Consider the following 13,276-nt stretch of genomic DNA (forward strand, 5'->3'; position numbering starts at 1 on the left):
AATTGTTCCAGATTGTGGAATTATAAAATCGCAACAATTCCATATACAAGGAGAGCGCGGTTGCCCAGACTGACAACACCCCGGAATGCTCCGCTCCGAACAACCCAACAAGGAACGCGAATGAACGCTGCGACTCTCATCACTGCCTACTACGACGCCTTCAACCGCGGCGACCGCGAGGCCATGCTGTCAATGTTGACCGATGACGTCGCGCACGACTTGAACCAGGGCGCTCGTGAGGTCGGTCGCGAAGCCTTCCGCGCCTTCCTGCAGCGCATGGACCGCTGCTATGGCGAGCAACTGCGCGGGATCGTGGTGATGGTCAGCGCCGACGGCCTGCGTGCAGGCGCGGAGTACGTGGTGCATGGCGAATACAAGGTGACGGACGACGGGCTGCCGGAAGCCCAGGGCCAGCGCTACGTGCTGCCGGGCGGCGCGTTCTTCGAGATCCGCGATGGCAAGATCGCTCGTGTCACCAACTACTACAACCTCGGCGACTGGATCGCACAGGTTGGAGGGGACGCCTGAAATGACCAGCGACGTGCAGGTGCTGGTTCGTCGTGGCCCGGACATTGCCGAATGGTTCGATGCCGTGGCAGGCCTGCGGGCGAGCGTCTTCCGCAGCTTTCCTTACCTGTACGAGGGCGACACCGAATACGAGAAGCACTACCTCGCCATGTACGCCCGTTCGGCAGACAGCCTGCTGGTACTCGCGCTCGCTGATGATGTGGTCGTGGGTGCGTCCACGGGGTTGCCGCTCGGCGATGCGGAGCCGGCCTTCCATGTGCCGTTCGCCGATCGAGGAATCCCGGTGGAGGCAGTGTTTTACTGTGGCGAATCAGTCCTGCTCCCGGCCTTCCGGGGCCTTGGCCTGGGCCATCGCTTCTTTGACGAGCGCGAAGCGCATGCCCGTTCGTTGGGCGGCATGCAGTGGGCATCGTTCGCGTCGGTGGATCGTGCAGACGACGATCTCCGGCGTCCTTCCAACTACCGCAGTAATGACCCCTTCTGGACCCGTCGCGGCTACGTGCGGCAGTCGGACATGAAGGTTACGCTGCCCTGGAAGCAGGTGGGTGAGCCGAGCGAAACCGAGCAGACGCTCACGATGTGGCTGCACTCCCTGGAGAACGCGAAATGAAAGTAGCAGTTGCGAAATACTCAGTGGGTCAGCCCGCGGGCTTCGAGGCATTTGCTGCGCGGCAGCGGCTGGTTCTGGAGGAGGCGCGCCGTGGCGGGGCGGAACTGGCCGTGTTGCCCGAGTATCTATCCCTCGAACTGGCTGCAACGTTCGAGCCTGGCATCCGCCATGATTTCAACGCCTCTCTGGCCGCGCTGCAGGCCTTGCAGCCTGCGTGGCTGGCACTGTATGCCGACCTGTCGCGCGAGTTGTGCATGACCATTCAGGCCGGTACGTTTTTGACCCAGGTTGGATTGGACCGCTACCGCAACCGGGCTTGGTGGTTTGCGCCTGACGGCACACGCGACTACCAAGACAAATTGCAGTTGACGGGGTTCGAGAAAGACGCCGGCGTCATCGAGGGTGGCGACGAACTGAAGGTGTTCGATTTGAAAGGCGTGCGTGCCGGCATCGCTGTTTGCTATGACAGTGAGTTTCCATTGCCCGTGCGAGCCCAGCGAGAGGCGGGAGTGCGCCTGCTGCTGGTCCCGAGCTGTACCGACACCCAAGCAGGTGCAACCCGGGTCCGTGTGGGCTGCATGGCGCGGGCACTGGAGAACCGAATGTTCATCGCGCAGGCCGTGACGACCGGAGCTGCTGACTGGAGCCCGGCGCTGGACACGAATACTGGCGAGGCCACGATCTATGCACCCATGGATCGCGGATTCCCGGAGGATGGCATTCTCGCGACGACTTGCGGCACGCAGACATGGGCGATTGCTGATCTGGACGTTGAAGCCCTCGAACGAAACCAGGAACAGGCCCAGGTTGCGGTCGATCGTGACTGGGACGGCCAGATGTTGCCTGCACTGAGGAAGGCTCGGTACTCGGGTCGTCAGGTCGCCTAGCCGGTCTCATCTTGATAGCTTCAGCTCGATGAGTTGGCTTAGATAGGCCATATCTATCTGCGCATAGATTTTTCCAGTTTGACCGGTTTTGAACTTGCCCCGATGCTGTCGATACATGCAAGAAATATTCATTGATTTGAATGTTTTGCGCTTCTTGGGAACAAATCTGTACTAGCCTGTAATAGTGCTCGAAGAGCACAGAATTTGTGGCGAAGTTCGGCCGCATATACTATGGTGGAGTATTGTATAATGCGGCGGTGTACCCAAGTAGAGAGGTGTTCGATGCCACACAGCCCGGAAGAAAAGAAGCAAGCCCTGACGCGCATCCGGCGCATCAAAGGTCAGGTAGCGACTCTTGAGCAAGCGCTCGATGCAGGTGCGGAATGCCCTGCAATTCTTCAGCAGCTTGCGGCCGTTCGTGGGGCAGTCAACGGATTGATGGCAACCGTTCTGGAGAGCTATCTGCGGGAAGAGTTTCCCAGTAGCGAAATCAGGAGCGATTCGCAGAACAAGTCCATTGACGAGACCATCTCTATCGTCCGCTCCTATCTGCGGTAGAGGCACCAGGGTGCCCTCGGTGAGGGCAAATTTAGTTAGCTAGTAAAGGAAGCGACATCATGAAATCACGTGCAGCAGTTGCCTTCGGGCCAGGAAAGCCGCTGGAAATCGTCGAGATCGACGTCGAGCCGCCGCGCAAGGGCGAGGTGCTCATCAAGATCACGAACACCGGCGTTTGCCATACCGACGCCTTCACCCTGTCGGGCGACGACCCCGAAGGTCTCTTCCCGGTCGTGCTGGGTCATGAAGGTGCGGGTATCGTCGTGGAGGTGGGTGAAGGTGTGACCAGCGTGAAGCCTGGCGATCACGTCATTCCCCTCTATACCGCCGAGTGCGGCGAGTGCCTGTTCTGCAAGTCCGGCAAGACCAACCTGTGTGTCGCGGTGCGCGCCACCCAGGGCAAGGGCGTGATGCCCGATGGCACCACCCGCTTCAGCTACAACGGCCAGCCGATCTACCACTACATGGGCTGCTCGACCTTCAGCGAATACACGGTGGTGGCCGAAGTCTCGCTGGCCAAGATCAACCCGGACGCCAATCCCGAGCATGTCTGCCTGCTGGGTTGCGGTGTGACCACCGGCATCGGCGCTGTTCACAACACGGCCAAGGTTCAGCCGGGTGACTCTGTGGCCATCTTCGGCCTCGGCGGCATCGGGCTCGCTGCGATTCAGGGGGCACGCCAGGCCAAGGCAGGTCGCATCATCGCCATCGACACCAATCCAGCGAAGTTCGAGCTGGCTCGTACCTTCGGCGCGACCGAATGCCTCAACCCGAAGGACTTCGACAAGCCGATTCACGAGGTTCTCATCGAGATGACCGGTTGGGGTGTCGATCACACCTTCGAGTGCATCGGCAACGTCAACGTGATGCGCTCGGCACTAGAAGCAGCACATCGTGGCTGGGGCCAGTCGATCGTCATCGGCGTGGCTGGTGCAGGCAAGGAAATTTCGACGCGCCCGTTCCAGTTGATCACCGGTCGCACCTGGAAGGGCTCGGCTTTCGGCGGGGTCAAGGGCCGCACTCAACTTCCCGGCATGGTGGAGGACGCAATGAAAGGCGAGATCGATCTCGCCCCGTTCGTCACCCACACCATGGGCCTCGACGACATCAACAAGGCCTTCGACCTGATGCATGAAGGCAAGTCGATTCGCACGGTGATCCACTACTGACCGCCCACTACCCATTCAACACCAACCACCAAGGAAATTAATCATGTCCACTCCTGTCATTTCTGGCGATGGCATCTTTTCGCACATTTTTATCGGCGCTGCCGACCTTCAGAAGTCGGTCGCGTTCTACGACGCCGCTCTGGGTGCTCTTGGCATCAAGAACCTCGGTCCTTTCAACAACGGATGGGTACTTTTCGGTCGCGAAAAGCCGGCTTTCATCATCGCCCGTCCGGGCAATGGTGAAGCGCCCTCCAGCAACGGCGTGACGATCGGCTTTGCGGCCGCCACTCCCGCCGAAGTGGATGCCTTCCATGCTGCCGGCCTTGCCGCAGGCGGCACCGACGAGGGCCAGCCTGGCGCACGTGGTCACCTGCCGGGTGCCTATGCGGCCTACCTGCGTGATCCGGCGGGCAACAAGGTCTGCTCGTACACCTTCGTCTGAAAGCAAGGAAGCTGAGGGCGTTCTGAAAGGGCCAGCACAAGCCTCTATACGGCGAGCCTATTAGACGGACCGTGTAGAGCGGTGCCTGCTCATGAAGATCGGCCCGCAGCCATGTGCGAAACGCATGGCTGCGGGCATTTGCTTTGAAGCGTGTTTTTCAACCAATGAGAAATGAGGTCGTTATGCAAGAGCCGGCCAACATCAATGCGACGACCGTACAACCCGCCCCGACCGCCACCGTGTACGGCATGCCGGCCTATGCCGATCGTGCTGCGGCCGTGGGTGAAGTGCATGCGCGCCCGCATCTGTTGATTCAGGCCCCCCGCGGCATATTGCAGCTCGCTTTCATGACCGAAGGCGATCAGGCCAGGGATCAGATGGCGATGAGTGAGTTGTCTCATCGCTTCGGCGTTGCCGAGCCCGACCACGCTACGCCGCTTCACGGCATGACATGGGATGAGGGAGACCTGCACTGTGAAAAGCACACCGAGTTCTCAACGTATCTCTGGTGCGCTTCGCTGGATTCCGAGACGGGAGAGCCGTGCGGCGAAAATCCGTTCAAGCATGGATTTGTTCCTCCCGGCCCGGTCGTATCCGGCATCCGTTTGAGACTTCTTCCATGGACGCCGGAAACGGAGAAGGAGGCCGATCGCTTCGATCCTGCCAGCCTGTGCTACTCGCTGGTGGAGAACGGCTCTGCCGCCATCCTCACCGACTTCCGACAGGATGAGGATGGCCTGACGCAGATCCTCGTCCTTGCCCGCGATTTGACCCCGGCGCGGGCGGGTGCGCTGGCTCAACGTCTGCTGGAGATCGAGACCTACCGTACCTTGGCGTTGCTGTCCTTGCCGTTGACGCGGTCGATGACGTCGGAGCTGCGGCGCATGGAGTCGCGCCTTGCGGCGATCACCGACGAGATGTGTACGAGCTTGGTGGAACGGCGCGACAGCGACGTGCTGCTGTCCGAATTGACCGGCCTGGCTGCCGAACTGGAAGCTGGCGTTGCGGCGAATCTCTATCGCTTCGGCGCCAGTCGTGCCTACTACGAGATCGTCGAGGAAAGGCTGGCAGCGCTTTCGGAAGAGGCCGTATCCGGGTACTGCACCTGGGCGGATTTCCTGCAGCGTCGCATCGCTCCCGCCATGCGGACATGCCAATCCGTAAAGGAGCGCCAGACCAAGCTCTCCGACAAGCTGACCCGGGCCATCGCGTTGCTGCGTTCCTGGATCGACGTCGAGCTTGAACGCCAGAACCGCGATCTGCTTGCGTCGATGAACAACCGGGCCAAGATGCAATTGCGCCTTCAGCAAACCGTCGAAGGCCTGTCGGTCGCGGCAATTTCTTATTACGTCGTGAGTCTTCTCGGCTATTTGCTCAAGGGCATTCCGATGGTTCACGACAGCGTGGCGCCGGTGATGGCGGTTCTGGTGCCTGCGGTGATGCTGACGATCTGGTGGATCGTGCGCAGGATCAGACACGCCCACGGCGACACGGCAGCGGAAGAGAAATCTTCCTGACGAGCTGCCGTCCTGGCGCGCGAGAGCTGCGCCGTTCCTTTGAACATAGGAGAACTACATGGAACGCATCGAACATCACGCCAGCTTTGATGGTTGGCAGGACGTTTATCAGCATGAATCCACGACGCTCGGTTGCACGATGAAGGTCGGCGTCTATCTGCCTCCGCAGGCACAGCACGGCAAGGTGCCGGTGCTGTACTGGCTTTCAGGCCTCACCTGCACCGAGCAGAACTTCATCACCAAGGCCGCCGTCCAGCGCTACGCGGCCGAACATGGCATTGCCGTCGTCGCGCCCGATAGCAGTGCTCGCGGCGAAGGCGTTGCCGACGATCCTGCCTATGACCTCGGACAGGGGGCGGGTTTCTACGTCAACGCCACACAGGAACCCTGGGCTGCGAATCATCGGATGTACGACTACGTCGTGCAGGAATTGCCGGCGCTGATCGAGGCCCACTTTCCCGTGACAGCGGAGCGGAGCATCAGCGGCCATTCCATGGGAGGACACGGCGCTCTGGTCATCGTCCTGCGCAACCCGGGCCGTTATCGAAGCGTCTCGGCCTTCTCGCCCATCGTCGCCCCCACCCAGGTTCCCTGGGGGCACAAGGCCTTCGAGGCGTACCTGGGCAGCGATCGGGAAGTGTGGAAGCAGTACGACACCGTGGAGCTGATTCGCACCGTGCAGGAGCGTTTGCCGTTGCTGGTTGATCAGGGCTTGGGCGACGAGTTCCTGGAGAGCCAGCTTCAGCCCGACCTGCTGCGCAAAGCCTGCGACGAGACGGGGCACCCGCTCACGTTGAATCTGCGCCCAGGCTACGACCACAGCTACTACTTCATTGCCAGCTTCATTGGCGAGCATATGGCACACCACGCATCGGCGCTGAAACGCTGAGAGAGGAGATCAGGTCATGACAAAGACCTCCAAAAACCGACATCACGTCGTCATTATCGGAGCGGGCTTCGGCGGGATCGAGGTTGCCAACCAGCTTGCTGGTGTCGAGGTCGATGTGACGATCATCGATCGGCGCAATCATCACCTGTTCCAACCCTTGCTTTACCAGGTCGCAGGTGCGTCACTTTCGACATCCGAGATCGCCTGGCCTATTCGCTATCTCTTCCGAAATCGCCCGGAAGTGAACACCTTGATGGCGGAAGTGGAAGGTATCGACCAGGACGCGCGTCAGGTCATTCTCAACAATGGAATGCGGCAAACCTACGACACGCTCGTGCTCGCGACAGGTGCTACCCATGCCTACTTCGGACACGACGAATGGGGGGCTTTCGCGCCGGGGTTGAAGACGCTGGAAGATGCCACGACCATTCGGGGCCGAATCCTCGCGGCTTTCGAGGAAGCTGAGCGCACGAGCGATCCTCAGCAGCGTGCCGCGCTGCAGACGTTCGTCATCATCGGTGGTGGTCCCACCGGGGTTGAATTGGCCGGAACCATCGCCGAGCTGGCACGAGACACGCTGGCGCGTGACTTCCGCTCGATCGACCCGAGCACATCGCGGGTTGTACTGATCGAGGCTGGCCCGCGTCTGTTGTCGGTCTTTCCAGAGGATCTTTCGGCCTATACGCGCCAGGCACTCGAAAAACTCGGGGTCGAGGTCGTGCTGGGTACTCCGGTCACCGAATGCTCGGCCGACGGCGTGGTGTATGGCGGCAAGCCCCTTTCGGCCAAGACCATCGTCTGGGCCGCCGGAGTCCAGGCGTCTCCCGCGGCTCGCTGGTTGGGCGCTGCGTCTGATCGTGCTGGTCGAGTGGTCGTTGGCCCTGACCTGACGGTGGCCGGTCGCCCGGAGGTCTTCGCCATCGGCGATACAGCCTCGTGCACCATGGCCGATGGGAAGCCCGTGCCGGGCATCGCCCCGGCCGCCAAACAGCAAGGGAAGTACGTCGCTAACCTGATTGGACGGCGTTTGAAGGGCAAGCCCGCTGACGGGCCTTTCAAATACCGGCATCAGGGGAACCTGGCCACCATCGGCCGCAGCCTGGCGGTGATTGACATGGGGCGGGTGAAGCTGCGTGGTGCCTTTGCGTGGTGGATCTGGAAGCTGGCGCACATCTACTTTCTGATCGGCACGCGAAATCGTCTCAGTGTCGCTTTGAGCTGGGTATGGAACCACAGCATCGGCTACCGCGGCTCTCGCATCATCATGCATGCGATTGCCGACAAAGAGCCCACGGCGTTGGATAAATCCGGCTCTCTGGATTGAGGTGCCCACCTTATCGGAACGTCAACTATCAGAAATGCCAGGGAGAGGAACTTGACCGATCTATTCACGACAAAGCCCAAGCCTCCCTTGGCCGAACTCCTGCGGCCCAAGACGCTGGACGAATTCGTCGGGCAACGGCACTTGCTCGGCCCCGGCAAGCCGCTGCGTCTCGCGTTCGAGGCGGGCAAGTTGCACTCGTTCATCCTCTGGGGGCCGCCAGGCGTGGGCAAGACCACCCTAGGGCGCCTGGCCGCCAGTGCGACCGACAGCCGATTCATCGCCATCTCGGCCGTGCTGGCCGGGGTGAAGGACATCCGGCAAGCCATCGACGAGGCCCAGGCCGAACTGGACAACCATGGTCGATCGACGGTGCTTTTCGTCGATGAGATCCATCGCTTCAACAAGGCGCAGCAGGATGCCCTGCTGCCCCATGTCGAGTCGGGGCTCCTGACCCTGGTGGGGGGGACGACCGAGCATCCGGGGTTGGCGGTCAATTCCGCACTGCTCTCGCGCGCGCAGGTCTATACCCTCGAACCGCTGTCCAGCGACGAACTGAACCAACTCTACGAACGCGCACTGCCGCATCTCCAGGGCGTCACGTTGGACGCGGACGCGCTGGATCTGCTCAAGGGCTTTGCCGATGGCGATGGCAGGCGCTTCCTCAATCTGCTTGAGCAGGTGACGAATGCGGCGTCGGGCGCTGGCAAGACCGTGGTCGATGGCCAGTCCGCCAAGCTGTCCACCAGTCCATCGCTGCGCAGGTTCGACAAGGGCGGTGACGAGTTCTACTGGCAGCTCTCAGCCTTCCACAAGTCGCTACGGGGCTCCGACCCTGATGCGGCCCTGTATTGGCTGGCCCGCATCCTTGACGGTAGCGGCGACGTCAGCCAGGTGACCCGCCGCATGGTGGTAGTGGCCAGCGAAGACATCGGCAATGCCGACCCGCAGGCGCTGCAACTGGCGCTCAATGCCGCGCTGGCTTATGAGAGGCTGGGTTCCCCCGAAGGCGAAATACCGATTGCCCACGCGGCGACCTACCTTGCTGCCGCCCCCAAGTCGAACGCTGCCTATGCCGCCTGGAACAAGGCGAAGACCTTCGTCAAGAACAGCGGCTCCCTGCCTGTGCCTCTCCATCTTCGCAATGCGCCGACGAAGCTGATGCAGCAGATGGGGTATCACGAAGGCTACCGCTACGCTCCTGACGAGCCCAACGGCTACGCCGCTGGGCAAAGCTACTTTCCCGAGGGCGTGGCGCGGCCGGGCTGGTATCAGCCAACGGACAGAGGTGTTGAGCGCAGGCTGGGAGAATGGCTTACTTGGCTGCGCTCGCTGGATGATGGGACGCTGCCAGAGGCGGACGCCTGACCGGTCGCCTCCGAAACCTGCCCATCGTGATCTCACAAACTACAGGATAAGCACATGCCAGCCTCTTCTTTTGGTGAGTCCTCGGCGCATATCAGACGGAGACGCGTTGCCCACTATCTACGCACGGAGTCTGGCGCTGCGGTGCTGCTGGTGATCGTCACGGTTGTGGCGCTCGTGTGGGCGAACTCGCCGCTATCTAACGCCTATTTCGAGTTGTGGCACCTAGACGTCGGGTTCAACTTCGGGCCACTGCGCCTACACATGGATCTGCATCACTGGGTCAACGACGGCCTGATGGTCGTCTTCTTCTTCCTGATCGGACTGGAGGTGCGTCAGGAGTTCGCCCACGGATCGCTCCGTGACCGCAGCCGTGCCCGCCTCGCCCTGATCGCGGGGGTCACGGGAGTCGTGCTTCCCGCGCTGGTGTATGTCCTGATCGTGAAACTAGCCGGAAGTGAGGGCCTGCACGGGTGGGGTGCGGTGGTCGGCACCGATACGGCGTTCATGCTGGGCACCTTGGCGATCGTCGGCCCGCGGCTATCGGGTCAGTTGCGCGTGTTCCTGCTCACCCTGACCGTGGTCGATGACTTCCTCGCAGTGTCCATCATCGGCATCGTCTATAGCGAGGAGATCCGGATCGTCCCGTTGCTTATCGCCCTCGCCAGCCTCGTTGGATTGTGGTTGTTGGGGCGCACCCGCCAGTGGCGGGCGACGCCGTATGTGTTGATCGTGATCGTGCTGTGGTTCGCAACCGTGTATTCCGGCATCCATGCCTCCCTCGCCGGGATGGCCGCGGGGCTGCTGATCCCCGCCTATGCGACGCAACGTCACGGGGTCGTTGCGGCAAGACAGTTGTTCCGTGACTTCTGGCAGTCGCCGAGTGCCGCATCGGCCCGCGCGGTGGACTGCGGGCTGTCCCGGGGTATCTCGGTGAACGAGCGATTGCACGAGTTCCTGCGGCTGCCGACGGCGCTGCTGATCGTGCCGATCTTCGCCTTGGCGAACGCCGGGGTGGACGTGCGTGGCGGGCTGCTCGCCGAGGCCTTTGGCTCGCCAGTCACGTGGGGCGTCATCGCAGGGCTCGTGCTCGGCAAGCTCTTGGGCATCGGGCTCACCACGCTCGTCGCCGTCCGTCTCGGCCTGGGCCGGCTGCCCGAGGGCGTCGGGGTGGGGAGCGTGTTCGGTGGGGCGGCGCTGTCCGGGATCGGCTTCACCGTGTCGCTGCTGATCATCGGGCTCGCGTTCGGCACGACCTCCGACCTGGGCCGCCAGGCGACGGTCGGCGTGCTCGTGTCGATGGTGTTCGCCACGTTGCTCGGGTGGCTGATCTTCAAGGTCGCCGCCCAGCGGTGGGGTGAGAAGACCGCTGACCTGCCGATGGTGCTTGAGCCGCCGGTCGATCCGGAGATCGATCACATCCGCGGGCCGGAGGACGCCCAGCTCACACTCGTCGAGTACGTGGACTTCGAGTGCGCGTACTGTGCGCACGCCACCGGTTCGTGGGACGATCTTCGCGCCCACTTCGGTGACGACCTGCGGTATGTGGTGCGCCATCTGCCGCACCACCCGCACGGGCCGATTGCCGCGCGGGCGTCCGAGGCAGCGGCGAACCAGGGGATGTTCTGGCCGTGGCTGGACTTCGTGTTCACCCGTCAGCATGCGCTGGAGCGCGAGCATCTGATCGGCTACGCCGCCGAGCTTGGGCTCGACGTCGAACGGTTCATCGCGGATCTCGACAGCCCTGCGGTGATCGAGCGTGTCGAGCGCGACCTCGCCAGTGCGGTCGCCAGCGGTGCGCACGCCACGCCGACGTTCTTCGTCGAGGGTCGTCGTCTGCGCGGCAGCTACGACGCCCGCACTGTCACCGCAGTGCTCGAAGCCAGCCGCCGCGGCACCCGAACTCAGGAAGTCCCGTCCTGAGCGGGACGAACTACAGGATAAAAACTTGCCAAACAATTCTTTCGGTGAATCCTCTTGTACCGCTGCGGCCAGCGGCATGGTGGAAGTGCGCGGTGCGCGCGAGAACAACCTCAAGGAGGTGGACGTCTCCATCCCGCGTAACGCGCTGGTGGTGTTCTCGGGTGTCTCCGGCTCCGGCAAGTCCTCGCTGGCCTTCGGCACCATCTATGCCGAGGCCCAGCGACGCTACTTCGAGTCGGTGGCCCCCTATGCGCGGCGACTGATCGAGCAGGCCGGCGTGCCGGACGTCGATGCGATCGACGGCCTGCCGCCGGCGGTGGCGCTGCAGCAGCAGCGGGGCTCCAGCAACGCGCGTTCCTCCGTGGGCAGTGTGACCACCTTGTCCAGCCTGGTGCGGATGATGTATTCGCGCGCCGGCGCCTATCCGGCCAACCAGCCGATGCTGTACGCCGAGGATTTTTCGCCCAACACGCCGCAGGGAGCGTGCCCGACCTGCTACGGCCTGGGCCATGTGTACGAGGTGACCGAGGCCATCATGGTGCCCGATCCCTCCCTGAGCATCCGCGAGCGGGCGATCGCCTCCTGGCCCCCCGCCTGGCAAGGCCAGAACCTGCGCGACATCCTGGTCAGCATGGGCTACGACGTTGACCGACCGTGGAAGGACCTGCCGAAGAAGGATCGCGACTGGATTCTGTTCACCGAGGAAACACCGACGGTGCCGGTGTACGCCGGCTTCACGCCCGCCGAAACCCGCGCCGCGCTCAAGCGCAAGATGGAGCCGAGCTACATGGGCACCTTCACCGGCGCCAGGCGCTACGTGCTGCACACCTTTGCCAACACCCANAGGCGCTACGTGCTGCACACCTTTGCCAACACCCAGAGCGCGTTGATGAGAAAGCGCGTGTCCCGGTTCATGGAGGGCAAACCGTGCCCCACCTGCCACGGCAAGCGGCTCAAGCCCGAGGCGCTGTCGGTCACCTTCGCCGGCGTGGACATCGGCGCGTTCATGCAGATGCCGCTGGACCAGTTGGCGGCCTTGCTCGAACCCATCGCCCAGGGCGATTTCCGCGCCCATGCAGCGGGGGCGGCTACGGACAAGGAAGCGACCCGACGCGACCGTGCCGAACGCGCGGCCTCCGGCCGCGCCGTCCATGCGGTATCGCCCGACGTGCGCCGCACCTCGGCGCTATCGGAAGAAAAGCGCCTCGCCGCGCAGCGCCTGGCCGGTGGCGTGATGGCACGCCTGCGCCAACTGCGTGGGCTGGGCCTGGGCTACCTGACGCTGGACCGGGCCACGCCGACGCTTTCGGCCGGCGAGTTGCAGCGCCTGCGGCTGGCCACGCAATTGAGTTCCCTGCTGTTCGGTGTCGTGTACGTGCTCGACGAGCCCTCCGCGGGCCTGCACCCCTCCGATAGCCAGGCCCTGTACGACGCGCTCGACCGGCTGCGCGACGCCGGCAACTCGGTGTTCGTGGTGGAGCACGACTTGGACCTGATGCGCCGCGCGCAATGGCTGGTGGATGTCGGGCCGGATGCTGGGGAGCGTGGCGGCCGCGTGCTCTACAGCGGCGAGCCGGATGGCCTGCGCAAGATTGCCGAATCGCGTACTGCACGCTACCTGTTCGATGAGATCCCCGCGCCGGGAAGCCGGGCACGCGAAGCGACCGGCTGGCTGGAGCTGCAGGACATTCACCGCCACAACCTGCATGGCGTGAATGCGCGCATTCCGCTGGGCGTGCTGACGGCCGTCACCGGCATCTCCGGCTCGGGCAAGTCCAGCCTCGTCGCGCAGGCCCTGCCGGAGCTGGTGCTGCTGCACCTGGGCCACGAGCCGGAAGACGATGTAGCCGAAAGCGCCACCAGCGAAGGGCCGGCAGTGATCGAAGCGACCGGCGGCCATCTGGCGGGCGACGTGGACGCCGTACAGCGTCTGGTGCAGGTGGACCAGAAACCGATCGGGCGCACGCCGCGGTCGAACCTGGCCACCTACACGGGCCTGTTCGACCATGTGCGCAAGCTGTTCGCTGCCACGCCCGATGCTCGACGCCGCCGCTATGATGCCGGACG

The 13,276-nt window shown here is 63.0% G+C and carries 11 protein-coding genes and 2 pseudogenes; all 13 read left to right on the top strand.

The window, feature by feature from the left end; translation table 11 throughout:
- Nucleotides 1-120 precede the first annotated feature (120 nt).
- Nucleotides 121-528, top strand: coding sequence for a ketosteroid isomerase-related protein (locus tag FZE95_RS18815; protein WP_017514126.1), 408 nt, complete (start codon nucleotides 121-123; stop codon nucleotides 526-528).
- A gap of 1 nt (nucleotide 529) precedes the next feature.
- Nucleotides 530-1,138: a GNAT family N-acetyltransferase gene (locus FZE95_RS18820; RefSeq protein ID WP_007182546.1), complete on the top strand. Its 609-nt coding sequence runs from the start codon at nucleotides 530-532 to the stop codon at nucleotides 1,136-1,138.
- Nucleotides 1,135-2,025 carry a carbon-nitrogen hydrolase family protein gene (locus FZE95_RS18825; RefSeq protein ID WP_007182547.1) on the top strand — a complete coding sequence of 297 codons (891 nt, stop codon included), beginning with the start codon at nucleotides 1,135-1,137 and terminating at the stop codon, nucleotides 2,023-2,025. Before FZE95_RS18820 ends, FZE95_RS18825 begins: the two co-directional genes overlap by 4 nt.
- Nucleotides 2,026-2,307: 282 nt before the next feature.
- A complete protein-coding gene (gene frmR / locus FZE95_RS18830) occupies nucleotides 2,308-2,583 on the top strand; it encodes a formaldehyde-responsive transcriptional repressor FrmR (protein WP_007182548.1) in 276 nt (91 codons plus the stop codon).
- Between the two features lie 59 nt (nucleotides 2,584-2,642).
- Nucleotides 2,643-3,752: an S-(hydroxymethyl)glutathione dehydrogenase/class III alcohol dehydrogenase gene (locus FZE95_RS18835; RefSeq protein ID WP_007182549.1), complete on the top strand. Its 1,110-nt coding sequence runs from the start codon at nucleotides 2,643-2,645 to the stop codon at nucleotides 3,750-3,752.
- Between the two features lie 43 nt (nucleotides 3,753-3,795).
- Nucleotides 3,796-4,194: a VOC family protein gene (locus FZE95_RS18840; RefSeq protein ID WP_017514589.1), complete on the top strand. Its 399-nt coding sequence runs from the start codon at nucleotides 3,796-3,798 to the stop codon at nucleotides 4,192-4,194.
- Between the two features lie 182 nt (nucleotides 4,195-4,376).
- Nucleotides 4,377-5,711, top strand: a complete 1,335-nt coding sequence (locus FZE95_RS18845; protein ID WP_023106334.1) for a DUF3422 family protein — start codon at nucleotides 4,377-4,379, stop codon at nucleotides 5,709-5,711.
- A 58-nt stretch (nucleotides 5,712-5,769) separates the two neighbouring features.
- Nucleotides 5,770-6,600: an S-formylglutathione hydrolase gene (gene fghA / locus FZE95_RS18850; protein ID WP_150302349.1), complete on the top strand. Its 831-nt coding sequence runs from the start codon at nucleotides 5,770-5,772 to the stop codon at nucleotides 6,598-6,600.
- A 16-nt stretch (nucleotides 6,601-6,616) separates the two neighbouring features.
- Entirely contained in the window at nucleotides 6,617-7,924 is a 1,308-nt protein-coding gene (locus FZE95_RS18855; protein ID WP_011871464.1) for an NAD(P)/FAD-dependent oxidoreductase, read from the top strand.
- 51 nt (nucleotides 7,925-7,975) lie between these two features.
- Nucleotides 7,976-9,289 carry a replication-associated recombination protein A gene (locus FZE95_RS18860; protein WP_023106336.1) on the top strand — a complete coding sequence of 438 codons (1,314 nt, stop codon included), beginning with the start codon at nucleotides 7,976-7,978 and terminating at the stop codon, nucleotides 9,287-9,289.
- A 54-nt stretch (nucleotides 9,290-9,343) separates the two neighbouring features.
- On the top strand, nucleotides 9,344-11,209 hold the full coding sequence (gene nhaA / locus FZE95_RS18865) for a Na+/H+ antiporter NhaA (protein WP_011871462.1): 1,866 nt from the start codon (nucleotides 9,344-9,346) through the stop codon (nucleotides 11,207-11,209).
- Nucleotides 11,210-11,234: 25 nt separating this feature from the next.
- Nucleotides 11,235-12,052, top strand: a pseudogene (locus FZE95_RS19845) (excinuclease ABC subunit A); the annotation flags it as partial.
- Between the two features lie 19 nt (nucleotides 12,053-12,071).
- Nucleotides 12,072-13,276 (top strand): annotated as a pseudogene (locus tag FZE95_RS19850) (excinuclease ABC subunit A); the annotation flags it as partial.

The organism is Pseudomonas profundi, from assembly GCF_008638305.1.
Taxonomy (GTDB): domain Bacteria; phylum Pseudomonadota; class Gammaproteobacteria; order Pseudomonadales; family Pseudomonadaceae; genus Halopseudomonas; species Halopseudomonas profundi.